A 25770-nucleotide genomic window follows, 5' to 3' on the forward strand; every position below is an offset into this window, starting at 1 on the left:
GGATTAGGTGTTCGGTGTGGTAACCTCACTTTTAACCTAATTTCACGGGGGTGGCAAGTTTTTTGCTTTTTAAGCCTTATAAATCAAGGATTATTAACTTTTTTAATATAAAAGTTTTGACAATACGTTCCAAAACACGGGGGGTGTTTAAATGAATCTGAAACCCAATATAGAAGTGTTAATAGTTGAGGATGATTTACGGATTGCAGAAATTCAAAAACGGTTTATCGAACAGATTCAAGGATTCCAAACAGTAGGAATTGCGGCAAGCTATTTAGAGGCAAAGACGTATATTGATTTATTACAGCCAGACTTACTTTTGTTAGATGTCTATTTTCCGGATATGAATGGAATTGATTTGCTTAAAGAAACAAAGCAGCAAAGGAAGCAAATGGACGTGATCATGATCACTGCCACAAAAGAAATTCATAAAGTGCAAGAGGCAATTAGTATTGGTGTTTTTGATTATATTATTAAACCTGTAGTGTTTGAGAGGTTTAAACAATCGTTGCTGAGGTATCAAGAATATTCTACAAAGCTAGCAGAATTGAAGAATGAAAATCTCCATGTAACACAGCAACAGGTGGACAAGCTGCTGCGAAAAGAAATAGAGGGATCCAAAACAGATAAACCTTATCTGCCTAAGGGAATTGATCCACTGACGCTGGAAAAGGTACTCGAGGTTCTATCTAAGGTTGCTGATGGCTTAACGGCCGAGATAGTTGCTAAAGAAATAGGTGTAAGTAGAACGACCGCTAGAAGGTATCTTGAGCATCTCATGTCAGAGGGAAAAATTGAGGCAGATTTAGCCTACGGAACGGTCGGGCGCCCAGAACGTGTTTATTTGGTTAAGGAGGCAATCAAACAGCATAGCCACATCTAAAGAAGAAGGCTCAAATGGAGTCTTCTTCTTTTTGCAGCAGAGTATTGGAAATTTTCTAGGGTAAAATCGAGAGTAGCCCTAAATTCCAAAATTGAAGGGGCAATATATGGCTTAGAAAAACTGATCACAAAATACAGTTCAATATTTGATGGCTGTTTTAGTTGAAGAAGGATGGTATATTAAACACAAGGCGAAATCAAAAGGATACGAATTAATCGCTTCTGAATATAAATTAATTAAAAGCCACATATGAGTAAGTTAAAGATTTAATAAGTTTCCCTTTTGGGTATGACACAAGTGCGTGTCTTTAAAGAAAAATTTGTGGTAAACTAGTCTAGCATTGAAAAAGAAATATAAGGTGTTTGATTATAATTGGAAATTAAACAGTTGCAATTTTTTATTGAAATTACGCGTACTGGTAGTTTTACCAGTGCAGCAGAAAATCTTTTCATTACCCAGCCTGCCCTTAGCCGAACTATCAAATCATTGGAAGACCAACTTGGTACAAAGCTTTTTGTTCGAACTAGGAAAAAGTTGATCTTAACTGATGCAGGACGTGTCCTAAAAAAACATGCATTAAAAATTGAAGAACAGCTGCAGCAATTGGATGAGGAAATGGATAAGATGTTAATGCCAAAAAAAGGACACATCCGTATCGGGCTCCCTACAGTAACCAATTCTACTTTTTTCTCAAAACTTCTTGCTTCTTTTCATCAAGAATATCCAGAAGTTACGTTCCAATTGGAAGAGGACGGATCAAAGACAATTGAACAGAAGATTGTCAATGGTTTACTTGATTTTGGTATTGTCTTTCTCCCTGACAAAAATGAAAGTATTGACTATTATACGTTTATTAATGAGAAACTAAAACTGGTTATACCCGCCTCCCACCGTTTTATCGGCAAACAGGAAGTGTCATTGCAAGAGCTGAAAGAAGAAAATTTTATTATGTTTAACCGAGATTTTGAATTAAGGAGTCTGGTTATTGCTGCATGCAAAGGAATTGGTTTTCAACCGACCATTATTTCGGAAACATCACAATTAGATTTTATCCAAGAAATGGTTGCTTCTAATTTGGGTATCACCTTGCTGCCTGAGAGTATATGTAAGGATTTAACACATGATATTCAAACAATCTCAATAACCAACCCGACAATCCGATGGAGTTTAGCCTTGATCTGGAAAACGAATGGATACATGTCACAGGTTGAGAAAGAATTTATCCGGTTTGCAAAAGTGAAGCTGTCGGAAGCATCCTTACCGTGATTCATAATCTATTGTAGAAGATTTCAGCAATGGATTTTAATACCGTGTCTACAAACAAAATGAGGCTTGGAGGGTAATTTCCTCACAGCCTCGTTTTATTAATGAATCACAGTTGGACCGGCTAGTTCCCTTGGCGGGTTTCCTAATGCTAACTTGCTGATATTAGCATAACTCAATTGTTCATACTCTTTTAGCAACTGTTTTAGTTCAGAAAATTTTTGGTCCTTTTTTAACTCTTCGATTTCCTTTTGATAGACGGACAAAACATATTCATCTTGTCCTACCGGCTTAAATTCGCTTGGGTCTTCATCCATGAGTAATGCTCCCATATATTGGTATCCAAAATTAAGTTTACGAGTTAGTTCAATGATATTTAAGAACATATGATAAATTGATGGTTTTGTTTCACCTAAGTGTTCAATGGCCATTTTTGCGTCAATCAAATCTTCATAATTTGCTGAGACTAACATGTTTCAACCCCCTAAGTACATGCTTTTTTCGGTGAGAGTCTGGATACGAGTTCTTTATTTTGCTCCCTTTTGAGTTTGCGGATTTTTTCGCGTTCTTTTCCGGTTTCGTAAAGAAATTTTTCTTCGTCTGTCTCTGGAATAACTTTTGGCACTTCCAATGGTCTTTTATTTTCATCTAGAGGGACGAAAGTAAAGAAAGCTGTAGCGGCAATTTTACGTTCCCCTGTTTCGAGATCTTCAGCAATTATTTTACAGAAAATCTCCATCGACCTTTTACCTGTATAGCAAACAAATGATTCGATACCGACCGAATCGCTTTGCTGAATGGGGTGAAGAAAATTAACGGAGTCTGTCGATGCCGTAACACATTGCTTTACTCGTGAATGCCGGCGAGCCGAAAGTGTCGCACATGCATCCATCTTCTTCATAAGAACCCCGCCAAATAATGTATCATAATTATTCAAATCATTAAGCAACACCTGATCGGTATGAATTACACGCGTTTCACTAATTTTTTTCGCTTCCATTTTATCACCCTATATTGAGCAATTTCTTCATACTTCTCTTCCGCTTTTCTTAGTGTTGGGAGATGTTATCTTAATTAAACCAGTTAGATATTTCCTGAAATAATGAACAAATGAGGATCAGTTAATTTTCTATTTTCATGTTTTTCTTATAAATTCTAGTACTGGACCTAGAATTAAATTGGAATATGATGGGAATGGTTTACTTGTCTTTTAATGTTCCTGCCAAAAACGCTTCCATACAGTTTTGTTATGAATTCCATATATTATTGGCATTGTACCTTTCCACTGTGGTTATATTATAATCACCTATGTGATGTATGAGAAGCGAACGCTTCAAAAACATTATATATATATAGGGAGAAAATAAATGGAAGCAAAAAAAATTAAAAACACACGTGTTGTTCAAACCGATCAAGTGCTCATTAACGATTTGAACAATTATTCTACATTATTTGGTGGAGTTCTAATGAAGAAGATGGATGCTTGCGCGACTCTTTCCGCCCGTAGGCATTCACGGGTAAAGGAATGTGTTACTGCATCGACAGACTCCGTTAATTTCATTAAACCAATCCGACGAAGTGATTCAGTTTGTATCGAGTCATTTGTCAGCTATACAGGTACAAAATCAATGGAAATTTTCTGTAAAGTGATTGCAGAGAATCTTGAAACCGGGGAACGAAGAATTGCTGCTACTGCATTTTTTACTTTTGTCCCTCTAGATGAAAATAAAAGACCGTTGGAAGTGCCTGAAGTCATTCCAGAAACAGAGGAAGAGAAATTTCTTTATGAAACGGGAAAAGAGCGCGAAGAAATTCGTAAGTTAAAAAGAACACAAAATAAAGAACTTGTGGCCAGACTTACACTAGATAAACCATGGGATTAATAGTGAAACAAAGGGGAAGATCTTATGATCAGACAATCAAATTACACTGAATTGAGAAATGCACAACTTGCTATCGAAAACTTACATGCAACAAAACCTTCTATTTATAAAAAATTTATCAATATCGTAAAACTAACACGTCAATTGCATTGTGGATATCAGTATATGGGAACAGTCATTATGGATGAAAACACAAGTGATTTCTACCCTAAGTCCCTGGATGACTACGTAATGTCCATCTACCATCGTGAAATTGAAAAATTAAAAACAGACGAAAAATTCTCTGAATTAAAACAGGTTCTAAAAAAGTATAAACAAGTAACCTATGTCAACATTAGCAAGTTGGCATTAGGCGAAAATCCAAAAGAATTAGTTGGTCCAATTTTGATTCATTAATAGTTCGAAGGAAACAAATGGGGCACTTATATTTTTCAGTCTTTCATTGATATCTTATATTAATAACCTAAAACATATTAGTTGGGTGAATCGAAAATTTAGTTCGATTCACCCAATTTGCTTTTAAGACTCCATTGCCAGTGGGATATTTACGGAAAACTGCAAATGTGGAGATTCTTCAATAATTTTGTGGTTATTATAGAGTAAGATGAGTTTTTTTAAAATAAAAAGTACCGGACCGAATATAAAATAAGGTCAACCAGTAATATTTTCTTATCTGGCTGACCTTATAATTCCAACGGGTGCGTTAGTCGAACTACCAGTACACATATTTTAATTATACAAAAGTGAATATTTCTCCCTTATGTGATACAATTTCAAAGAATAAAATTACGTGCTAATATGGAGGAGCCTGTCACCATGGGATTATTATGCCTATTTGGTAACAAGCTCCTTTTGTGTTTTCATGACAAATGAATAATTTTTTACTCATGTTTAATTGAATTTTTATATACGATCTAACAAGCTATGTCTTGAAAAAAACACATATTCTCTGTGATTTTTAAAATATATAAATATAAGGGGTAAAGCTTTATGAATACAAGTGAAGAAAAAAAGAAAATAAATCATAAAAAATTATCTGTAAGAAATGTTGTCAAAAGGTCTTTTTTTATTACAATTGGTGCCAGTATTATGGCTTACGGGTTAGAAGCTGTTTTAATTCCGAATAATATAATTGACGGTGGAGTGACGGGCTTATCCATGATTTTAAGTCACGTTACTTCAATCAGCCTTAGTATATTTTTAGTCATTTTAAACTTACCTTTCTTCTTCTTAGGTTATAAGCAAATCGGTAAAACATTTGCTTTTAGTATGCTCTATGGAATCATAGCTCTTTCTGTGATTACTTCATTCATGCATCATATAGACCCAATGGTACATGATCAGCTTCTGTCAGTTGTTTTTGGCGGTGTCATATGTGGAATTGGGGTAGGTTTAGCAATCAGAAATGGAGGAGTTTTAGATGGTACTGAAACATTATCTATTTTAATTGAAAAAAGGGTGCCATTTTCAGTCGGGGAGATCATCATGGCTGTGAATGTGATTATCTTCTCATTGGCTGCCTTTGTATTTTCTATAGAAAATGCTTTGTTTTCAATGCTTACCTATTTTATTGCGTTTAAAACCATTGATATCGTGGTAAAAGGATTAGGTGATATGAAATGCAAATATATCATTAGTGATAACACCGATGAGATAGCAGATGCCATTACAGAACGATTAGGGCGTGGCGTCACTTTTCTCCATGGAGAAGGTTCTTTCAGCGGTGAAGATAAACGTGTTATTCTATGTGCTTTTACAAGGCTAGAGGATACAAAGCTAAAAGATATTATTAAGGAGATAGATCCTGAAGCATTTACCATTACTTCAGATGTTTCTGCAGTTTATGGTGGTCGGTTTAAGAAAAAGGACATTCATTAATCCGTAATCGAATAGGTAGTGGATATAAAAATTAAATAGCTGCTGCTAAAGCTCAATTTTTAACGGGTATATTATAAAATTTAAGATAATCAAACTAGACAAAAGAAAGCTAGACAAAACACATTATTAAAAAATGTCTTATCTAGCTTTTTTATAATCTTATTTATTATTCTTAATCGTCGTTACGAGGGCGAATTAAGCGATTGTTTTCATACTGTTCCAAAATATGAGCGATCCAGCCTGACGTGCGGCTCATCGCAAAAATAGGTGTGAAAAGGTTTTGTTTTATCCCTAAGCAGTGATAAACCGACGCAGAATAGAAATCAACGTTTGGCCTTTACGCTAGCTTTTTCATCTGGTAGATTACAAGTTTACCGAAAACAAGATAAAAAATATTTTTATATTATAAAATTCTATACAACCAGTAAACTTTCACGAATACCTAAACGAGACGTATCCCTTGCAATCATGATTTCTTCATTAGTCGGAATGACCATCACTTTGACCGGTGAATGCTGATAACTAATGAACGTTTCTCTGCCGCTTACTTTATTAAGGCTAGGATCCCAATACACTCCCATAAATTCTAGACCTTCCAATACACGAGCGCGGATAAGGTCACTGTTTTCTCCAATACCAGCAGTAAAGATAATCGCATCAAGACCCTTCATCCTTACCGCGTACATCCCGATATATTCCTGAATTCTTTTTGCAAACACTTGCAGCGCAAGCTCTGCCCGTTTGTGTCCCTTCTCTGCTGCCTCCTGAATATCTCGGAGATCACTTGAATAACCAGATATCCCCAGCAAGCCACTTTCCTTATTTAAAATACTCACCACTTTCTCAGCGCTCTGACCTGTTTTCTCCATGATATAGGTGATTAGTGCTGGATCAATATTACCTGAACGTGTTCCCATGGTCACCCCTGCCAACGGCGTAAATCCCATCGACGTGTCAATTGATTTACCTCCATCTATCGCTGTAAGGCTTGCTCCATTTCCGAGATGGCAGGAAATTAGACGAAGCTCTCTTATTGGACGTTTTAACAACTCTGCGGAACGTTGTGATACATATTGATGGCTTGTCCCGTGGAATCCATATTTACGAATGCCATATTGTTGATAATACTCGTATGGTAAACTGTAAAGAAAAGATTGTTCTGGCATCGTTTGATGAAAAGCAGTATCAAATACTGCTACTGAAGGTACATCAGGCAATAGTTCACGAAACGCATTTATCACGATAAGGTTGGCAGGATTGTGAAGCGGCGCGAGCTCCGATACTTCCTCAATTTCTCTTAATATATCATCGTTGATCAGTACCGATTCACTGAATTTTTCGCCCCCATGAACAACTCGATGACCAATCCCATCGATCTCATCAAGCGATGAAATAATTTCTAAATTGATCAGCTTATGCAATAGGATTTTAACTGCCTCCAGATGGTCATTGATCGTTTGAACTAATTTCATTTTCTTGTTGTGAACTTCAATAGTAAACATTGAATCTTTTAAACCGATCCGATCCACCATACCTTTTGTTATTATAAATTCTTCTGGCATGTGCAATAGTTGATATTTCAATGAGGAACTTCCAGCATTAACTACAAGAATTTTGGACATTCAATTCATCTCCTTTAGTTGAATTTATTAAATGTAACTAACCTTTCTCTAAGGAAAAATCTCTATAGTTTTGTTAAATCAAGCGCTTTCAAAACAAGTTAGTGTTTTTCCTTTATCTACTCTTCTCCTTACTTAAACAATTTTGGCACTTCGTCATGGACGATTCATGTTCATCTTCTATAATGGAACCACAATAGAAGCAAACACTTGGCGGAAATAGTTTTTGATAGTTTTTATGATTAGAAGCTTTCAGTTCCTTCATTTCTTGTTCGCTCATAATAAGTCTTCCTCATCTTTATTTTGTTACTTCAAAAGATACTTTTCTATTTGCAGTAAACTATCCAAAATCACTAAGGGTTCAACTTAAATCGAACTAGAAATCTTTTGATATGACTTGATCCTAATCAATGTCCGCCTTTCTGAACCATTGTCTTATAACAGACTGATTATTTGAGATTATTTTACAGTATATTTGTTGCACTTGTCTGAATTTTTGGATATAACATTCTATTTGAGGATGAAAGAGAATAATAGATGGATAAAACAGAATTTTTATGAATAATTAATTTAAAAATCAAATAATTTAAATGATTGACATAATATCCCTATAGGTGTAAATTACATATATAGAAGAACTTAGGAGATAATCCAAATGCAAAAGATAGCGCCAATAGAACCATTCAACCATCAAAGAGTTTTGTTCTGCCTTTATATTATTAATTCTTAGTAGAATGTCACTTCATGGATACGAGCTATTTCAAAAGCTTGAAACATTTGGGTTTCATCCGATTGATCAAGGAAGCTTATACGGCTCCTTCGTCAACTTGAAAAGGAAAACCTTTTTTCATCTGAATGGGATACTAGGGGAAATGATCCGGCAAAGAGGTGTTACAAAATCACAGAGGTAGGAGTTACATACTTAAAGGGATATGCAAATCAATTAGAAACCTACCAATCAATGTTAGATCAATTCCTCAATACGTATTCTAATTTACTAAAGCTCTTTATCCCTTCATTTAAAAGGAAGGATCCAATAGAGAAAGGCACCAGTGACAAGAGGAGGAATGAAAATGAGTACAACGTCAAAAAAAAGTGAGCAAGTAAAGAAAGCTGTAGTTAAGGAAGAGGGTTATCAAGTCATGCCATTTGTAGACACAATATGGAATCAATTCGCGCTATCGTTAGATTGGGCAAAGAAACTACAAGAAAGTGGAGAAGAAGTTTATCTAAAGACTGTAAAAGAAACGATTAAGTTTAATAAAGACTTTAGAAATTCTTTTTTAAATCTTTATCAAGAATCAAAAAGGACCAACAGTGAAATCGTTGATAGTGTAAGCGCCCTTTATGAAAAAAATGATGCCTTACAGATTGATTTTCCAGAGCTTACAGACCAATTTCGAGATGTATCTGATCGTGTAGAGAATCTCGCATTAACCCCAATTAAATTATCTTTCGATCTAATGGATCGATTTGATAATAACCTTGTGGAAAATAGTGAGAATTATGTACTCTTTGTAAGAGAGCGTCGTAACGACTTGCTAAAAGTTACAAGTAATTATGTAGAAATTGCAAAAAACAACCATAAAAACATCTATTCCATGATCGAGAAAAGTGTAAAAGTACATGTAAATAATTAATAATGATAAATCATTAAGATTCATCCTTAAAAATAGTAAAGAGACAATCGTTCGGGCGATTGTCTCTTTTTTAAATTCAAAATCTATTTTGTAAAAGTATTTATTTACGTCGCATTGCAGAACATTTTTTTGCGTTTATACAGAATATAGGTGTTGTTTTTCGAAGAATTGCAGTAGGAAATGAATTTTTTGTCAAATTTTGCTTATAAAAAATGTCGAGAAGGACAATAATGAGTGAGGTCTTATTACAACAAGAAAGAGGATTGAAATGAAGATTTGGTTTAACAGATGGTTTACAACGGTTTCCCATTTCATCGACATGATTCGGGATAACGAAGAAAAGCGAAAATTTATTATTTATGGAACCAGTCCGAACAAGGATGCCCTGTATTTACAAAATTGTGATTATGCCTTCGTCGAGCCGGATATATCTGGGGAAGAATATATTGATTTTTGTCTTGATTTTTGTCAACGGCACGAGATTGATATTTTTATCCCGCGGAAGGAAAATGTCCTCATCTCCAAACGACTGAGTCAATTTGAGAAGTTGGGAGTGAAGGTGTTAGTTTGCCCAGATGCTAGTCTCATGGAGAGCATGGATAATAAAGCTGAGACATATCAAATGTTTACGCGTGGACCGGCAAACTCGTTGATCCCTGATTATCACGTCGTTAATAATCTTGAAGCGTTTAAAATAGCGTATGAACAATTAAAGGAAAAAGGTCATACTGTGTGTTTTAAACCAGTGATTGGTGAAGGTGCGAACGGATTTCGTGTCATTAAAGACCAGATTGATTCGATTCCCCAGCTTTTCAATCATGGAACGAGCTACCGTATTCCTTACCACTATGCCTGCGAAATTTTAGGTCAGCAAGAAACATTCCCTGACTTAATGGTGTTGGAATTTTTAGAAGGCAGAGAATATAGTATCGATTGCCTATCCTCCCAAGATAAATTGTATGCCGCCATACCTCGAATGAAGGGGGATGGAAGGATAAGGGAGATTGTGGAGCAGACTGAACTTATAAAATTGGCTCACGATTTTCACCAAGAATTTAAGGTGCCATATGTATTTAATATTCAAGTCAAATACAACAACAATGGTGAACCCAAGCTGTTGGAAGTCAATCCGCGTATGAGCGGCGGCATGCACTTTAGCTGCTTATCGGGGATCAACATCCCGTATTTGGCTGTTAAAATCTTGCTAGGTGAAGAGGTAAATTTGATTAAACCGAGGTTTGGCATTCGGGCAAGTCATATTGAAAAAGAAATGATTTTGAAATACGGAGAAATTAGTTAAAAAAAAGAGCAGGTTTCGTTTTCGAACCCGCTCTTTCAACTATTTATAGAACACTTTATCAATGTTGTATTTAGCATGTAACGTATTGATGAGGTAAGTTTCGTAAATTTCTCTTTCCATTGGATCTTCCACAACGCATACAGCAATTTTATAAACTTCATCACGGTGCAATTTGATCGGTGAGACAGAATCTTCGAAATGTCTTTTTACGCGGGGGCGTAATTTCCTAGCTTTGCCGACAAACAGTAATTCATCATTTGCGTTTGAAAAAAGGATAATCCCGCCTTTGTCTCTTGGAATTTTATTATAATCTGTAAAACCATAAACGCTGCTAAGCGGCGCCTCTACTTTTTCACCAACTTGATTTTTTTTCGTAATCACTATATCAGGATTAGGGATTTCAATTTTAATCATTTAGAAAATCTCTCCTTGCCTTACTTAAAATAAACGGGTTTCCCGTTTTGCTAGCAGTTCATTATAGCATAAACAATTAATAATAGTTATCTTAACCATTTTTTGATGCTCAAAACCAGTGAATCTTGTATTTAATAAGAAGAAGGTGATTAAAAAGTAGAAAAATATTCCTTGTTTTTGTAAACTTAAAGTGAAACATTGATAATATTAAGATTGAAAGGGTGTTTGTATGGCTATTTCCTTATCTAAAGGTCAAAAAATTGATTTAACAAAAACAAATCCCGGTTTATCGAAGGTTATTGTTGGTCTTGGCTGGGATACCAATCGTTATGATGGCGGAAATGATTTTGATTTAGATGCAAGTATCTTCTTGTTAGCATCTAACGGAAAAGTTACGTCTGAAAAGGATTTCGTTTTCTACAATCAACTTGAAGGTGGAAATGGATCTGTAGTACATACGGGTGATAACCGCACAGGAGAAGGGGATGGGGATGATGAGCAAGTAAAAGTGAATCTTAGCGCGGTCCCTGCTCAGATTGAAAAAATTTCTTTTGTAATTACCATTCATGATGCAGAAGCTCGTGGTCAGAATTTTGGTCAGGTATCTAATGCATTCTGCCGCATCGTTAACGAAGAAACGAACCAAGAACTCATTCGCTATGATTTAGGAGAAGATTTTTCGATTGAGACTGCTATTATCGTTGGCGAACTGTACCGTCACAATGGTGAGTGGAAATTCTCGGCCGTAGGTTCAGGCTACCAAGGCGGCCTAGCCCGTATCGCAACAGACTTCGGCCTAAACGTAGGCTAAAAAATGGTATATAAAAAGGACAAAAACTGTAGAGTAACTGTTTTTGTCCTTTTTTTGTTTATTAGAAGTGTCTCAATTCATAGAGTATTTATTTGTGGAGATGAGGTATTTGCGTTATGGTAGAAATAAAATAACATATTTGATTTGAGGCTGGTGCTGTTACCAATGAAATTTTTGCTGAAAACACAGATTCTTGCTATTAGTATTGCGATTTTTTGGATCGTGTATCTTAATGTGGTAGCTATTTTTGATCGGCCTAGCCCGATCCTCCTATATTTGAATTGGTTTGTTTATGGATTTGCTATACTATTTGCCATCATTTATTTACTATTGACGAAATACATAACTGGTCACAAATGGCTGGCGATTCCTTTGGTAATTCTACCGTATCTGATGATTTACAAACCGATACTGGAACAGATCCTATTAAGCCTAGTAAATAAAAGCTATGGTATAACAATCAATTTTTTGTCTTTATCAACTGGCTCCACGCATTTAATGGCGATCTTCATTGGATTAATTTTCGGTGTTATCATTTCTAATCGATATAGTAGGGAGCAGTAACACTAATAAACATTATTTACCAAAATGCTTAGAAAATGGCTTAAGCAATCAAAAGTCTATGAATGAAAGAGGGACAAAAGATGGAAGGAAAGTGGCTGATTGCCGATCGCGATTTGAACGAACGTGAAGGATTAAAATGGTTATTGAAAACCTCCTCCATCCCCGTTACCACTATTTTGTCAGCTTCTCATTATCAGGAATTCGTCGTATGGTTTGAACAGGAGAAGCCTGATGTTGTCTTAATAGAACTTGATATGATCACGAAGGATGATTGGTCCACCTTTCGTGACCTGATGCAGATTTATGACCCCATTTTATTATTAACATCCGCAGAAGGAACCTTCGAAAAAGCGCGCCTTGCCATCGATATGCAAGCATTAGATTTAATGATAAAACCTTTTTCGGCAACCAAGGTGAAAAGCGCCTTTCAAAAAGCCGCACGTAAGCTTAGGTCCAAAAGTCAGGCGGATGGAATTCACCATGCAAATTCCTATAAAGATATATCATATGAAGCCTTATTACTATCGCAAGACCCAGGAGCAGAAATATACCATGTAGCTGCTTTTCAAACGGAAAGTATCACTGCCAACCGGACTTTGCATTCGTTCTTAGCAGAATATCCATTCAAGGATGTTCACGGAATTTTTGCATTAGACGACATGGTCGTTGTTTTGTTTTCTGAGACGGGTAATGATATCACGGAACAATGTCAAAAAGCGATGAGAAAGTGGGAGGAGGAATTTTCTGAGCCTCTAGCGGTCGTAGTTCATAAGGGAAATTCATCAGCCGTTACTTTGAATCAAAAATATCTGCAAACGAGGAAAATGCTGGAGTTGACCTATTATAAAGGGTACCGCCAAGTGGTTGAATTTGGACACTCACCCGCATGGGTCCATATCGATCCTTTTTTAGCTCCGCCTGAACAACGAACGTGGGTCGACATGTTAACTAACGTTGATTTAGAAAAAATAAAAAATTGGCTGTATGATGAATTTTTGCAATTGCACGATCCTTACCCTGACCCAGGTTTGGTCCGAATTAGACTAACGAGTATTCTGGCCCAGGTTAGAAGATATATGAAGACGTATCATTTAGACGAGAATCAAAGCTATGAACAGGAATACCGCTATATTTTCAATTCGATTTTATATGATCGTGTCCTTTATCGAACGGTTCAAAATCTCATCTTATTTATTCAAAAATTATTTTTGGGTACTGAGAGCAGTAATAGAAATCAGATACAAGATCCAATTGAACGCGGCATTACCTTTATGGAGGGAAATTTTTCAAACAGCATGCTCAGGCTGGAGGATGTGGCAGCCTATGTGGACCGTAACCCTTCTTATTTCAGCCATTTGTTGATCACGAAAACAGGCTCTAGCTTTACGGAATCACTAACAGCGATTCGAATGAAGGAAGCGAAAAGGTTGCTGATTGAAACAAATAAACCGATTAAAGAAATTTCAATCCTGGTGGGCTATCAAAATGCCAATTATTTTAGCCGGATGTTTAAGGAAATAATAGGTGCTTCACCTAAAGAATTTCGATTATATAAAACGGACAAGTATGGTTGATTTAATAATTAATTTGAAATAGATCAAACTGTAGACCGATCATCAAAGTGAGCGGTCTTTTTACATAAATCAAACCTAAAAATAATATACATTTATGAAAGTTTTATTGGTTATTTGAACAAACCACCTAAATAAATTCTAGTTAAACCTATAAATATTGCCCTATATCTAATGTTCCTTTCGTATTTTTCAGAAGATTTTATTTTTATAATTAAAATAGATTGATAATGAAAAAGGGAGTGGAATGGATGGAAACAAACACAGCGAAATCAAGAGTGATAAAAAATTATAAAGGTACGGAATTACATGCGAAAGGCTGGATTCAGGAGGCTGCACTTAGGATGTTGATGAACAACCTGGATCAAGAAGTGGCAGAAAGACCAGAGGATCTAGTTGTTTATGGCGGGATTGGTAAGGCCGCTCGGAATTGGGAGTCCTATGATGCCATTGTGAAAACATTGTTAGAATTGGAAAATGACGAAACCTTATTGATTCAATCTGGTAAGCCGGTGGCTGTATGGAAATCGCATAAGGATGCCCCGCGTGTACTTCTTGCTAACTCCAACTTAGTTCCTGCTTGGGCAAATTGGGAGCATTTCCACGAGCTAGATAAAAAAGGTCTAATGATGTACGGTCAAATGACAGCGGGGAGCTGGATCTATATCGGCAGCCAGGGAATTGTCCAAGGGACGTATGAAACGTTTGCCGAGCTTGCGCGTCAAGCCTTTGGGGGTACATTAAAACACACAATCACACTAACTGCTGGACTTGGCGGCATGGGTGGTGCTCAGCCGTTGGCAGTAACAATGAATGACGGAGTGTGTTTAGCGATTGATGTCGATGAGACTAGAATTGACCGCCGAATTGAAACTGCTTATCTTGATGTGAAAACTAAGGATTTAGATGAAGCTTTGAAATTAGCACACGAGGCAAAAGTGGCTGGAAGGGCACTATCGATTGGATTATTAGGAAATGCCGCAGAAATTTTGCCATTGATGATTGAAAAAGGCTTTAATCCAGATGTATTAACCGATCAAACTTCTGCACACGACCCATTAAATGGTTATGTTCCAGTTGGTTTCACATTAGAAGAAGCGGCTGGATTACGAAAAGAAGATCCAACTAAGTATGTAGAACTTTCCAAGCAAAGCATGGCACTGCATGTGAAGGCCATGCTAACGATGCAGCAAAAAGGTGCGGTTACCTTTGATTATGGTAACAACATTCGTCAAGTTGCGAAGGATGAGGGAGTGGAAAATGCATTTGACTTCCCTGGTTTTGTACCAGCATATATCCGCCCATTATTCTGCGAAGGAAAAGGTCCTTTCCGCTGGGCAGCACTTTCAGGTGATCCGGAGGATATTCGCAAAATTGATGAAGCATTGCTTCGTGAGTTCAAAGATGATGAACATTTATGCAAATGGGTAAAAATGGCCCAAGAAAAAATTAGCTTCCAAGGTCTCCCTGCTCGGATTTGCTGGCTTGGATATGGTGATCGTGCCCGTTTTGGTAAAGTTATCAATGATATGGTTGCTTCGGGAGAAGTATCTGCACCAATCGTTATTGGCCGTGATCACTTAGATGCAGGTTCTGTAGCATCACCAAATCGTGAAACAGAAGCGATGAGAGACGGAAGTGATGCAGTTTCCGACTGGCCGATTTTAAATGCGATGATCAATGCGGTGGGCGGCGCGAGCTGGGTTTCGTTACACCATGGCGGTGGTGTTGGCATGGGATATTCTCAGCATTCCGGAATGGTTATTGTAGCTGATGGCACGAAGGATGCGGAAGTACGATTAGATCGTGTATTAACAACGGACCCTGGTATGGGTGTGGTCCGCCATGCCGATGCGGGATATGAGATTGCGATTAACACGGCAAAAGAAAAGGGCATTAAAATGCCTATGCTACAACAAGACTAAGACAGAGGGGATGGAAGATTAATGAGTACACCAATTTTTATCAGAAATGCCTCTCAACTCGTTACATTACAGGGGAGTTCCGAGGCTCCCCGTGTAAAGGGGGCCATGTCTGAGCTTGGAATAATTGAGAATGGCAGTGTTTGGTTGGAAGACGGAGTGATTCAGGCTGTTGGTCCGGATGAGGAACTTGCCCGAAAATATGCAGATCGTTTGGGTGAAGTCGAAGCGGTGGATGCGAGTGGTAAACTCGTAACTCCAGGACTTGTGGACCCACATACACATATTGTTTTTGCAGGAAGCAGGGAAAATGAGTTTAACATGCGACTGCAAGGTGCTACCTATATGGAAATTATGAATAGCGGCGGCGGGATTTATGCGACCACTAGAAGGACACAGTCTGCGACACATGAAGAACTTTTTCAGGAAAGCTATGAGCGCTTAAATCAATTCCTGCGTCACGGCGTCACAACGGTTGAAGCGAAAAGCGGTTACGGGATGGAATGGAAAATCGAATTAAAGCAGCTCGAAGTAGCAAAACAGCTCAATGAGAAGCATGTGATTGATGTGGTTTCAACCTTCATGGGCGCTCATGCTGTTCCGAATGAGTACAAACCAAATCCGGATGAGTTCGTTCGCTTGTTGATTGAGGAAATGATTCCAAAAGTGGCAGAGCTCGGATTGGCTGAGTTCAATGATGTCTTCTGTGAACACGGTGTGTTTACTCCAGAGCAATCCAGGAAAATTCTTGAGGCCGGTCGTCGCTATGGCTTGATTCCGAAGATTCATGCGGATGAAATTGAGCCCTATGAAGGAGCGGAATTAGCGGCTGAGGTTGGGGCCATTTCGGCTGACCACTTATTAAAGGCTTCGGAAAAAGGTATGAAAGCGATGGCTGAAAAAGGGGTAGTCGGTGTGTTGCTCCCGGGGACAGCTTACTTTTTAATGGCGGAGTCGGCAAATGGCCGTAAAATGGTCGATTTGGGTGTACCGGTGGCACTGTCCACAGATTGCAATCCTGGGTCATCACCTACGGTATCCTTGCCATTCATTATGAATCTAGGCTGTTTAAAAATGGGGATGACACCGGCAGAAGTCATTACAGCAACGACCATTAATGCGGCCCATGCCATTAATCGCGGCAAAGAAATTGGCAGTTTGGAAGTGGGTAAAAAAGCAGATATTACGATTTTTAACGTCGAGAATTATATGAAACTGCAATACTCTTATGGCGTGAATCATACCGATACGGTGGTGAAAAATGGTCAGGTGGTTGTCAGGGGAGGTCAGTTAGTTGAAGAGCTTTCTCTTTCCTAAGGTAAATCCCCCTAGTTTTACATGGGTAAGACCAGATGAAGGAGTCGGGATGGCGAAGGTGCATGAATGGATCCAGCCGCTAACGTCTGAGTCTGATCCTGAAAAAAGCAAGGAGGCAGACTTTGTTGTGGTTGGAGTTCCACTGTCCCGATCATCTATCAGCGCCTCGGGTGCCTCGGAATTTCCTGAGGGGTTCCGACGTGCGTGGAAGGGGTTTACTACCTATAACCTAGACGAGGATATCGATTTGTCGGAATTGACGGCAATAGATGTTGGTGATGTGCCAATGCATGTTACTGATATCAGGCGCTGCCATGACAATATCATTGAAGCGTCTGCTGCCCTTCATGAGCATTTTAAGAAATCCAAAGTTTGTGCAATTGGCGGCGATCATTCGATAACTGCGATGATGGTCAAAGGTATGCAGCAAGCAAAACCCGAGGAGAAAATTGGGATTCTCCAGTTCGATACCCATTTCGATTTACGAGACATGTCCGATAACGGCCCATCTAACGGAACACCGATGCGGAATCTTATTGAAAGCGGTGTGGTCGAAGGCAGGAATATGTATAACATCGGTCTGCATGGATTCTTTAACACAAAAGATTTAAAGCAATATGCTGATGCACAAGGGGTCAATTATTTCACGCTCCGGGAAATTAGGAAGAAAGGGATAGAAGAGACGGTTACCGCATGTTTAGACGAGTTGGCTGAAAAGGTGGATATCATTTATTTAACAGTCGATATGGATGTTCTTGATATTGCCTATGCTCCAGGAGTACCGGCTTCAACGCCAGGGGGGATGACAACGGCGGAACTCTTAGATGGGGTTTTAACCGCAGCTAAGCATCCAAAAGTCAAAGCCATGGACATCGTCTGCCTTGATCCCCAAAAAGACACACATGTCCAACCAACAGTCAAACTGGGAACACACGTATTTCTCACCTTCTTAACAGGGGTAATGATGAGATAAAAAACCTTGGTGTCAGGCACCACTAATAAACACTTTGATCATTGTGTCCGTCATTGGCGGACACTTTTTTATTTTGGATATAAAAAAAGGAGTTGTAGTTCGGTTTTTATTGACTGAATAATCAGATTTTTGTATGTAAGGGTTTTCGTGGGAAAAAGTATAGGTAACTTAAACACTATTATTCCTTGGGAAAGCGCACGATTAGACAATTATCGATACATTTTTTAATAAAGCTTCTCATCTATTTCCCAACTTGCCTTTTATGATTATTGGCAATGTATTAAATGAAAAAGACATCCTTTTGGGATATAATCTAATAATTAGTAATTAATAGGAGTCGCTGCTATGAAAATTATCGTACTTTCAGATACTCATATGCCGAAAAGGGGTAAATCCTTGCCGCCACGACTACTGGAAGAACTAAAGGATGCAGATTTGATTATCCATGCAGGAGATTGGCAAACGATTGATGTTTATGATCTGCTTAAAGCCTTTGCAAAAGTAGAAGGGGTTTTTGGTAATGTTGATGGTAAAGACATTAAGGAAATGTTTCCGGAGAAACGAATCGTGGAGGCAGGCGGATATAAACTCGGGATTACCCATGGTCATGGCACCCGAAAAACAACTGAAAAAAGAGCCGTTCAGAAATTTGCAGATGAAAAAGTAGATTGCATCATTTTCGGTCATTCACATATTCCAATTAAAAAGTATGAACAAGGTATCCTTATTTTCAACCCTGGTTCGCCAACAGACAAAAGAAGGCAGGAAAATTATTCATTTGGTATCATTAATATCGGGGAATCATTAGAGGCGGAACATATCTTTTTTACAAAAGAGTAAACCAAAAAATTAAACAAAAGGGGAACAAGAAAATTGAACAAGCAGGTAATTGTCTATACTACTAAAGACTGTATTGAGTGCACGATGGTCAAAAAAGTCCTTAGTGAGGAAGGAATTCCTTTCGAAACAAGAGATTTATCAGTCAATCCAGATTACCAAAAGGAAGTAGAGAAATATGGCTTTTTGGGTGTTCCAGTGACAGTCGTTGAAAATCGGGCGGTCAAAGGATTTACCAATGAACTGAAAGAGTTGATGGAACTGGCAAAAAGTTAAGACAGTCCAGAGTATTCGGTACTGCACCATAAAACAGGGCATTGATTATAAAAAATGAAATGGCTTGAAGGGAAATCCTCCAAGCCATTTTGTTATATCCGGTTATGCACTTATAGATTTATTTTCTTCTGCGGTTTGGATCTCAGCAGAAGGATGGAACTCATTCTCCATCTTGGAAACAACCACAGTTGCTACGCCATTTCCGATCAGGTTTGTAATCGCACGAGCTTCAGACATGAACCGATCGACACCTAGTAATAAGGCTATCCCTTCGACTGGAATGACAGGGAATGCGGAAAGAGTGGCAGCAAGGGTAATAAAACCAGAACCGGTTACACCTGCCGCACCTTTAGATGTCAGCATTAAAATTCCTAACAAGGTGATTTGATGCCATATTGAAATATCAACATTGTATGCCTGAGCGATAAAAAGTGCAGCCATCGAAAGATAAATCGCGGTTCCATCTAAGTTAAAAGAGTACCCGGTTGGTACAACCAGACCCACTACCGATTTGGAACAACCGTATTTCTCTAGTCTTTCCATCATTCTCGGGAGGGCAGATTCAGAAGAGGATGTACCTAACACCAAGAGAATTTCTTCTTTAATATAAGCGATAAATTTCAAAATATTAAATCCATAAAGCTTTGCAATTGCCCCGAGGATAAATACGATGAAAATAAACATCGTTGCATAAACGCTTCCCATTAATTTACCTAGCGAGACTAAAGAGCCTAGCCCAAAATTACCGATTGTATAGGCCATTGCACCAGAGGCGGCGATGGGTGAAAATTTCATTACCATATTAACAATCTTAAAAAATATTTCAGTAAATTGCTCAAACAGAGCAACGACTGGTTTCCCTTTTTGTCCTAATGAAGCAAGGGCAATTCCGAATAGGACCGCAAAGAATAAAATCGGGAGCAGATCACCTTTTGCCATCGCCCCAACAAAATTATCAGGAATAATTCCTAAAATAAACTCCATAAATCCATGACTGGACTCCTTTGCCTGCTCAGTAAATTGTGAAATGTCTCCGCCTTTTACGGACTCTGTGTTAAATCCAGATCCAGGTTTAATGATATTGACGAGTAATAATCCGATTGCAAGCGCAAAGGTAGTAACAATCTCAAAGTAAAGGAGCGCTTTTCCGCCAATCCGTCCAACCTTTTTTAAATCCCCCATGTTACCAATACCGATGACAATCGTTAAAAATACAATCGGAGCAATTACCATCTTAATTAATTTGATAAAGATATCTGCCAAAACTTTTAATTCTGTACCGAATTTTGGAAACAGAAATCCGATCACAATTCCAAGTACAATCCCCAATAATACTTGGACGGTCAAATTCTTAAAATTAATTCTCATTTTCCCGTACACCCCTTTGTTTAATTAGAACTGTTAACGCTTTCAGTCTACCTATTGACAGAATAAATGAAAATTCAGATAATCGTAAGATTTTGGTCATATTGGTCTTATTGTTCCTTTTGTTATAAAAATTACATAATAAAACAACGAAAAAATATCATCGATTAATTTACTATTTTGATAAAATAGGCCATGATAAGAATATAAATGAGAGTTCTTTAAGGGGGAGCAGGGGATGTTTCCGTTAAAGGTAATATTAATAGAAGATGACCCGATGGTTCGGGAAGTACACCGCCAATTTATTGATCGGGTGGAGGGATTTTCGATAATCGGCGTTGCTGCAAACGGTATTGAGGGTCTGAGATTAATCAAAGAGCTCCGGCCCAACCTTGCCATTATCGACATTTATATGCCATATATGGGTGGATTGGAGATGCTAAGAGAACTTCGTTCAGAGCTCTACTCCATTGATGTAATTGCCATAACAGCGGCCAGCGATATGGAAACCATCCATGGAGTTCTTCAACAAGGTGCGTTCGATTATATCATGAAACCATTTACCTTTGAGCGCATAAAAAAATCACTAGATAACTATAAAACTTATCGTATGAAATTAGCGGAAAAGAAGGCCCTTTCACAAGAGGAACTGGATCACATCTTATTCATTGATCAAAAAGAAGAATGTGAAAGAGACAACCTGCCAAAGGGATTAAATATGAACACTTTAACAAAAATTACCGACTTTCTTTCGCAAGAGAAGGAACCCGTCTCTGCTGAGGAGGTAGCCGAAGGCATTGGTATGGCTCGGGTAACAGCACGAAGATATCTTGATTATTTAGAAAAAGAAGGAAAAGTAAAGATACATATCCATTACGGGGGTGTGGGAAGACCAGTCAACCGATATGGAGTGTAAATATAAAATACGATGTTTGTGAAATGGGAGGGAGCATGTTGGACTGGAACATCAGGATTGGAAAACCAAAACTCCGTTTACAGACGACGATTACCCTGCTAGTTTGCATTGTAGTTGTGATGGCATTGTTTGTTACCGAGATATTAATCACTAACAAAATTTCACAAGAAACAAAGAAAGGGCAAGCTGAGAAAGCCACGGATATTGCGCGGATTGTTGCTGGGTCCTCTATTGTTGTTAATGGGCTGGTGAACAAAAAGGCTGAGAAGGACATCCAAACATATGCGAATGATATCAAACGGTCCACCCATGTTGAATTCATCGTCGTCATGGACATGAATGGAATGAGAAAATCACATCCTAATCAGAATCTATTAGGCCAGCATTTTGTCGGTGGAGATGAAGGTCCGGTATTAAAAGGGAAAGAGCATATTTCGACTGCCGAAGGAACATTAGGATTATCATTACGCTCGTTCGTCCCTGTATTTGATGAGAAAAATAAACAAATAGGGGCCGTTGCCGTAGGGATCTCGTTAGAAAAAGTAAATCTGGCCATCGAACAGAGTAGAAGAATTATTTTGATTGGAGTCGGTGTGGGTGTTTTAGTTGGCATCCTAGGAGCTCTGTTTTTGGCAAGAAAAATTAAATCGATTCTGTTTGGCATGGAGCCTAGTGAAATAGCCAAACTGTTGGAAGAACGAAGTGCGATGCTGGAATCAACCAAGGAAGGGACGCTGGCGGTTGATCAAGATGGGATAACCACCCTCGTTAATAATGAAGGGGTTAGGCTCCTCCATATGGCCGGTATTGAAGGTCCTTTTTTAGGGAAAAGAGTGGACGAATACATGCCAAATACCAAACTTTCCACCGTCCTAGGGACTGGGGAAGCACAATTAGATCAAGAGCAGGAAATCAATCATATTACCATTCTAACCAACCGTGTCCCAGTAATCGTGAAGGGAAAGATTGTTGGAGCAATTGCCACCTTTCGAGAAAAAACTGAAATCAAGGAGTTAGCAGAACAATTGACCGGAGTCAAGTTATATGCAGAGGCACTTAGAACCCAATCACATGAATTCATGAACAAACTGCATGTAATCTCAGGTTTGGTCCATATGAAGGACTATCAAATGGTTTCGACGTACATTACCAAAATTGTGAATCACCAGCAGTCTGAGGTAGAATTTGTCGTCAGTCGTTTTAAAGATCCTGTATTAGCAGGGTTTATTTTAGGAAAACTTAGCTTTGCAAGGGAAAAAGGCTGTGAAATGATCATTGATGGAGAAGGATTGTTACCAGAACCGCACAGGCAGGAAACAACACATGAAGTGGTCACGATTCTTGGAAATTTAATTGATAATGCACTGGATGCGGTCGCGGACCAGCCGCTTAAAAAAGTAACGGTAAGGTTTGATTATTATGAAAATATCCTTGTGTTGGAGGTCCATGATACAGGACAAGGTATCGATGAGGAAATTATAAATAGCTTATGTGTGAAAGGATTTTCAACTAAGGGAGAAAATCGAGGAATTGGTTTATTTTTAGTCCAGCGAAGCTTGGAAAAATTAGCAGGACAGTTAGAAATTCATTCTCAAAAAGGGAAAGGGACTGCTTTTATTGTTACGTTCCCATATAACAGTAAACAGTAACGATATTATGTTAACCTGATTATAAAAATGCGAAAAAATAATTATATTATGTAAACTGCCAATCGTATGTAACTATTTTCTTTACATTCTAGTTTCATAGCGTTATTATGTACTTAATTTAATAAACTAATCGATCTACTAGGGGTGCCCTGTTATCAGGCTGAGAGAAAACGCTATGTTTTTAACCCTTTGGACCTGATCTGGGTAATACCAGCGTAGGAAAGTAGCCAAGTGAATGTTTTTTCTCTGACTTACTAACCAGGTCCATTTATGGATCTGGTTTTTTTATTTTATGCTGTGTTAAATATTTGTTTGTTGATTTCCGTTCCAGGCACTCCAATCAACAGAGTGCCAAACACAGCCTATTTTATAAAAAGAAATGGAGAGATTACAATGGAAAAAATTAATTTATATGAAACGTTGGAAAAAGTAAGAGAGGTAAACCCGCTTGTACATAATATCACTAATGTCGTGGTAACGAATTTTACCGCTAATGGGCTGCTCGCTTTAGGCGCTTCGCCTGTGATGGCGTATGCTGCTGAAGAAGTGGCGGAGATGGCTAAGATTGCTAGTGCACTGGTTTTGAATATTGGTACCTTAAACCCACAAACGGTGGATTCGATGATTATTGCTGGAAAAGCAGCCAATGAATCCAATGTACCGGTTATCTTTGATCCGGTTGGTGCTGGGGCTACCACGTACCGAACCGAAACTGCGCAACGAATCATGAGGGAAGTCAATGTTTCAGCGATTCGGGGAAACGCGGCTGAAATTGCAAATGTCCTGGGTGAAAAGTGGGAAATTAAAGGTGTTGATGCGGGGGCGTCAGCGAATGAGGATATCGTGAGCCTTGCGATTAAAGCAGCAGAAACTTGCAATTGTGTGGTCATCATCACAGGAAAAGTGGATGTCGTTTCAGATGGCAAGACTAGCTATCTTGTTAACAACGGCCACCCAATCATGACAAAAGTGACCGGTATGGGGTGCTTGTTAACCTCAGTGATTGGGGCGTTTGCAGGAGTGGAGAAGGACCTGCTTAAAGCTTCCGTGGCAGCTTTAACATCCTATGAGGTTGCCGCTGAAAAAGCAGCAGCGAAAACAGCTGAAAAGGGAACAGGAAGTTTCCAAATCGAATTCTTAAACCAATTATCACTTGTTTCAAATGAGGATATCAATCTTTATAGTTCTTTCAAAAAAGTTAATTAAGTGGGGTAATTTAAATGAAAAAAGCATTAACAATTGCAGGTTCAGATAGTGGCGGCGGGGCAGGAATACAAGCCGATATAAAGACATTTCAGGAATTAGATGTATTTGGAATGTCGGTGTTAACAGCAGTAACAGCCCAAAATACATTAGGAGTTCACGGAGTTTATCCAATGTCGAGAGAGGCTGTGGTCAAGCAAATCGAAGCTATTGGCTCGGATATTGGTGCCGATGCCGTGAAAACAGGAATGCTTTTCAATGCTGAAATCATCGAGGCGGTTGCCGCTCAAATCAAGATTTTTGGTTGGGAGAATGTAGTGGTTGATCCAGTTATGATTGCCAAAGGTGGCGCATCACTGCTGCAAATGGAAGCTATTTCTGCCATGAAAAAATGCTTGTTGCCAGTTTCCAAAGTAATTACACCGAATATCCCGGAGGCAGAAGTCCTAACGGGGATGACTATTCTGACCTTAGAGGATAAACAGGAGGCCGCTAGAAGACTCCATGATTTAGGTGTGAAACACGTTGTGATTAAAGGCGGTCACGATGAAAACCAATCCGAGTCGACTGATTTATTGTTTGATGGGAAGGAATATTACACCTTTACAAGTCCGCGAATCGAGACAAAGAACACACATGGTACTGGTTGTACTTTTTCGGCTGTAATTACCGCAGAACTTGCTAAGGGTGCGACTGTTTATGAAGCCGTTTTGACAGCGAAAGATTTTATTCAAGCTGCGATTGAAGATCAATTGGAGATTGGTCAAGGACATGGACCTACGAACCATTGGGCGTATGGAAAAAGAAACCTTGTAAAGGAGCTACCCGTGACATGATTGATTTGAGAGAGGCGTTACGTGTTTATTTTATTATGGGCAGCAACAACTGTTTGAAAGAACCCGTTGAAGTATTAAAGGAAGCAATATCAGGAGGGATTACGCTTTTTCAATTTCGTGAAAAAGGGGAAAGTGCACGAACTGGTTCTGAAAAATATGCACTGGCAAAAGAACTCCAAACTCTTTGCAGAAACCATCAAATTCCTTTCATTGTGAATGATGATATCGACTTGGCTGTGGAGATTGATGCAGATGGTGTTCATATCGGGCAAGAAGATGAATCGGTAAAAATGGTACGGGAGAAAATCGGTGCGAACAAAATTCTTGGGGTATCCGTTCATACGACAGAAGAAGCCATGGCAGCAATCCAAGAAGGAGCAGATTATTTTGGAATTGGCCCTGTGTTTCCGACAAGGACAAAAGCGGATGCCAAGCCATCGCGAGGGACGACACTGATTGAAAAGCTAAGAAATGATGGTTGTGAAATGCCGATTGTTGGCATCGGCGGGATTACGATCCAAAATGCTCGGTCCGTGATTGATGCGGGGGCAGATGGAGTTTCTGTAATTACGGCTATAAGTCAGGCAGAATCCCCTTTGGAAGCTGCGAAAGCATTAAGAAATAGTGTGATGTTTAAAGGGGTGGTCTAA

27 protein-coding genes, 1 pseudogene and 1 riboswitch are annotated in these 25770 nt (G+C 38.6%); of the genes and pseudogenes, 21 read left to right on the forward strand and 7 right to left on the reverse strand.

All coding sequences use genetic code 11. From position 1 onward, the window contains the following. Positions 1–151: 151 nt before the first annotated feature. Both ACE198_RS21790 and ACE198_RS21795 read left to right on the forward strand, forming a co-directional pair. A complete protein-coding gene (locus ACE198_RS21790) occupies positions 152–883 on the forward strand; it encodes a response regulator (protein ID WP_375377013.1) in 732 nt (243 codons plus the stop codon). 372 nt (positions 884–1255) lie between these two features. Beyond that, on the forward strand, positions 1256–2149 hold the full coding sequence (locus tag ACE198_RS21795) for a LysR family transcriptional regulator (protein ID WP_375377014.1): 894 nt from the start codon (positions 1256–1258) through the stop codon (positions 2147–2149). 98 nt (positions 2150–2247) lie between these two features. Here ACE198_RS21795 and ACE198_RS21800 read toward each other — a convergent pair whose 3' ends face one another. Further along, complete coding sequence (locus ACE198_RS21800) at positions 2248–2619, reverse strand: hypothetical protein (RefSeq protein WP_251461580.1); 372 nt, start codon at positions 2617–2619, stop codon at positions 2248–2250. Between the two features lie 11 nt (positions 2620–2630). Then, entirely contained in the window at positions 2631–3146 is a 516-nt protein-coding gene (locus ACE198_RS21805; RefSeq protein WP_098575368.1) for an acyl-CoA thioesterase, read from the reverse strand. Between the two features lie 367 nt (positions 3147–3513). Here ACE198_RS21805 and ACE198_RS21810 point away from each other — a divergent pair, with 367 nt between their 5' ends. The 3 genes from ACE198_RS21810 to ACE198_RS21820 all read left to right on the forward strand — a co-directional run bounded on the left by ACE198_RS21810 (position 3514) and on the right by ACE198_RS21820 (position 5907). Further along, the gene (locus tag ACE198_RS21810) at positions 3514–4029 is read left to right on the forward strand and encodes an acyl-CoA thioesterase (RefSeq protein WP_098575369.1); all 516 of its coding nucleotides are present in this window, start codon (positions 3514–3516) and stop codon (positions 4027–4029) included. A 24-nt stretch (positions 4030–4053) separates the two neighbouring features. Next, positions 4054–4425, forward strand: a complete 372-nt coding sequence (locus ACE198_RS21815; RefSeq protein ID WP_098575370.1) for a hypothetical protein — start codon at positions 4054–4056, stop codon at positions 4423–4425. A gap of 594 nt (positions 4426–5019) precedes the next feature. Then, positions 5020–5907 (forward strand): YitT family protein, encoded by an 888-nt coding sequence (locus ACE198_RS21820; RefSeq protein ID WP_251461573.1) that lies wholly within the window; start codon positions 5020–5022, stop codon positions 5905–5907. 172 nt (positions 5908–6079) lie between these two features. Here ACE198_RS21820 and ACE198_RS21825 read toward each other — a convergent pair. From ACE198_RS21825 to ACE198_RS21835, 3 genes and pseudogenes are all read right to left on the reverse strand, one after another. Further along, positions 6080–6241 (reverse strand): annotated as a pseudogene (locus tag ACE198_RS21825) (citrate/2-methylcitrate synthase); the annotation flags it as partial. Positions 6242–6320: 79 nt separating this feature from the next. Continuing rightward, positions 6321–7529, reverse strand: coding sequence for an acetate kinase (locus ACE198_RS21830; protein WP_375377015.1), 1209 nt, complete (start codon positions 7527–7529; stop codon positions 6321–6323). Positions 7530–7641: 112 nt separating this feature from the next. After that, a complete protein-coding gene (locus tag ACE198_RS21835; protein WP_179195757.1) occupies positions 7642–7806 on the reverse strand; it encodes a hypothetical protein in 165 nt (54 codons plus the stop codon). Between the two features lie 454 nt (positions 7807–8260). Between ACE198_RS21835 and ACE198_RS21840 the strand changes: the two genes are divergently transcribed. The 3 genes from ACE198_RS21840 (at position 8261) to ACE198_RS21850 (ending at position 10466) form a co-directional block, all read left to right on the forward strand. Next, on the forward strand, positions 8261–8437 hold the full coding sequence (locus tag ACE198_RS21840; protein WP_375377016.1) for a hypothetical protein: 177 nt from the start codon (positions 8261–8263) through the stop codon (positions 8435–8437). Positions 8438–8599: 162 nt separating this feature from the next. Further along, entirely contained in the window at positions 8600–9166 is a 567-nt protein-coding gene (locus tag ACE198_RS21845; protein WP_375377017.1) for a hypothetical protein, read from the forward strand. A 268-nt stretch (positions 9167–9434) separates the two neighbouring features. Further along, a complete protein-coding gene (locus ACE198_RS21850) occupies positions 9435–10466 on the forward strand; it encodes an ATP-grasp domain-containing protein (protein ID WP_375377018.1) in 1032 nt (343 codons plus the stop codon). Positions 10467–10505: 39 nt separating this feature from the next. On the opposite strand, the gene ACE198_RS21855 is transcribed toward ACE198_RS21850, so the two are convergent. Next, positions 10506–10880 carry a nucleotide excision repair endonuclease gene (locus ACE198_RS21855; protein ID WP_026567028.1) on the reverse strand — a complete coding sequence of 125 codons (375 nt, stop codon included), beginning with the start codon at positions 10878–10880 and terminating at the stop codon, positions 10506–10508. 229 nt (positions 10881–11109) lie between these two features. Between ACE198_RS21855 and ACE198_RS21860 the strand changes: the two genes are divergently transcribed. The 8 genes from ACE198_RS21860 (at position 11110) to ACE198_RS21895 (ending at position 19151) form a co-directional block, all read left to right on the forward strand. After that, on the forward strand, positions 11110–11691 hold the full coding sequence (locus ACE198_RS21860) for a TerD family protein (RefSeq protein WP_375377019.1): 582 nt from the start codon (positions 11110–11112) through the stop codon (positions 11689–11691). A gap of 165 nt (positions 11692–11856) precedes the next feature. Continuing rightward, on the forward strand, positions 11857–12255 hold the full coding sequence (locus ACE198_RS21865) for a hypothetical protein (protein WP_375377020.1): 399 nt from the start codon (positions 11857–11859) through the stop codon (positions 12253–12255). An 80-nt stretch (positions 12256–12335) separates the two neighbouring features. Further along, positions 12336–13829: a helix-turn-helix domain-containing protein gene (locus ACE198_RS21870; protein ID WP_375377021.1), complete on the forward strand. Its 1494-nt coding sequence runs from the start codon at positions 12336–12338 to the stop codon at positions 13827–13829. Between the two features lie 248 nt (positions 13830–14077). Beyond that, positions 14078–15751, forward strand: a complete 1674-nt coding sequence (gene hutU, locus ACE198_RS21875) for a urocanate hydratase (RefSeq protein WP_375377022.1) — start codon at positions 14078–14080, stop codon at positions 15749–15751. Between the two features lie 21 nt (positions 15752–15772). Continuing rightward, entirely contained in the window at positions 15773–17065 is a 1293-nt protein-coding gene (gene hutI / locus ACE198_RS21880; protein ID WP_375377023.1) for an imidazolonepropionase, read from the forward strand. Next, positions 17043–18038, forward strand: coding sequence for an agmatinase family protein (locus ACE198_RS21885; RefSeq protein ID WP_375377024.1), 996 nt, complete (start codon positions 17043–17045; stop codon positions 18036–18038). Before hutI ends, ACE198_RS21885 begins: the two co-directional genes overlap by 23 nt. Positions 18039–18383: 345 nt before the next feature. Continuing rightward, positions 18384–18878: a metallophosphoesterase family protein gene (locus ACE198_RS21890; protein WP_375377025.1), complete on the forward strand. Its 495-nt coding sequence runs from the start codon at positions 18384–18386 to the stop codon at positions 18876–18878. 33 nt (positions 18879–18911) lie between these two features. Beyond that, positions 18912–19151, forward strand: a complete 240-nt coding sequence (locus ACE198_RS21895; RefSeq protein ID WP_375377026.1) for a glutaredoxin family protein — start codon at positions 18912–18914, stop codon at positions 19149–19151. 102 nt (positions 19152–19253) lie between these two features. On the opposite strand, the gene ACE198_RS21900 is transcribed toward ACE198_RS21895, so the two are convergent. After that, positions 19254–20519, reverse strand: a complete 1266-nt coding sequence (locus ACE198_RS21900) for a dicarboxylate/amino acid:cation symporter (protein WP_375377027.1) — start codon at positions 20517–20519, stop codon at positions 19254–19256. 235 nt (positions 20520–20754) lie between these two features. On the opposite strand from ACE198_RS21900, the gene ACE198_RS21905 reads away from it, so the two are divergent. From ACE198_RS21905 to thiE, 5 genes are all read left to right on the forward strand, one after another. After that, positions 20755–21432 (forward strand): response regulator, encoded by a 678-nt coding sequence (locus tag ACE198_RS21905; RefSeq protein ID WP_098575384.1) that lies wholly within the window; start codon positions 20755–20757, stop codon positions 21430–21432. Positions 21433–21482: 50 nt separating this feature from the next. Further along, on the forward strand, positions 21483–23081 hold the full coding sequence (gene dcuS, locus ACE198_RS21910; RefSeq protein ID WP_375377070.1) for a DcuS/MalK family sensor histidine kinase: 1599 nt from the start codon (positions 21483–21485) through the stop codon (positions 23079–23081). Between the two features lie 130 nt (positions 23082–23211). Then, positions 23212–23320: riboswitch (TPP riboswitch) on the forward strand. 154 nt (positions 23321–23474) lie between these two features. Further along, the gene (gene thiM, locus ACE198_RS21915) at positions 23475–24287 is read left to right on the forward strand and encodes a hydroxyethylthiazole kinase (RefSeq protein WP_375377028.1); all 813 of its coding nucleotides are present in this window, start codon (positions 23475–23477) and stop codon (positions 24285–24287) included. Between the two features lie 14 nt (positions 24288–24301). Continuing rightward, positions 24302–25120, forward strand: a complete 819-nt coding sequence (gene thiD, locus ACE198_RS21920; protein ID WP_375377029.1) for a bifunctional hydroxymethylpyrimidine kinase/phosphomethylpyrimidine kinase — start codon at positions 24302–24304, stop codon at positions 25118–25120. Next, positions 25117–25770 (forward strand): thiamine phosphate synthase, encoded by a 654-nt coding sequence (gene thiE / locus ACE198_RS21925; protein WP_375377030.1) that lies wholly within the window; start codon positions 25117–25119, stop codon positions 25768–25770. The genes thiD and thiE overlap by 4 nt, the downstream gene beginning before the upstream one ends.

It is taken from the genome of Neobacillus sp. KR4-4, assembly GCF_042136325.1.
GTDB lineage: Bacteria > Bacillota > Bacilli > Bacillales > Cytobacillaceae > Neobacillus.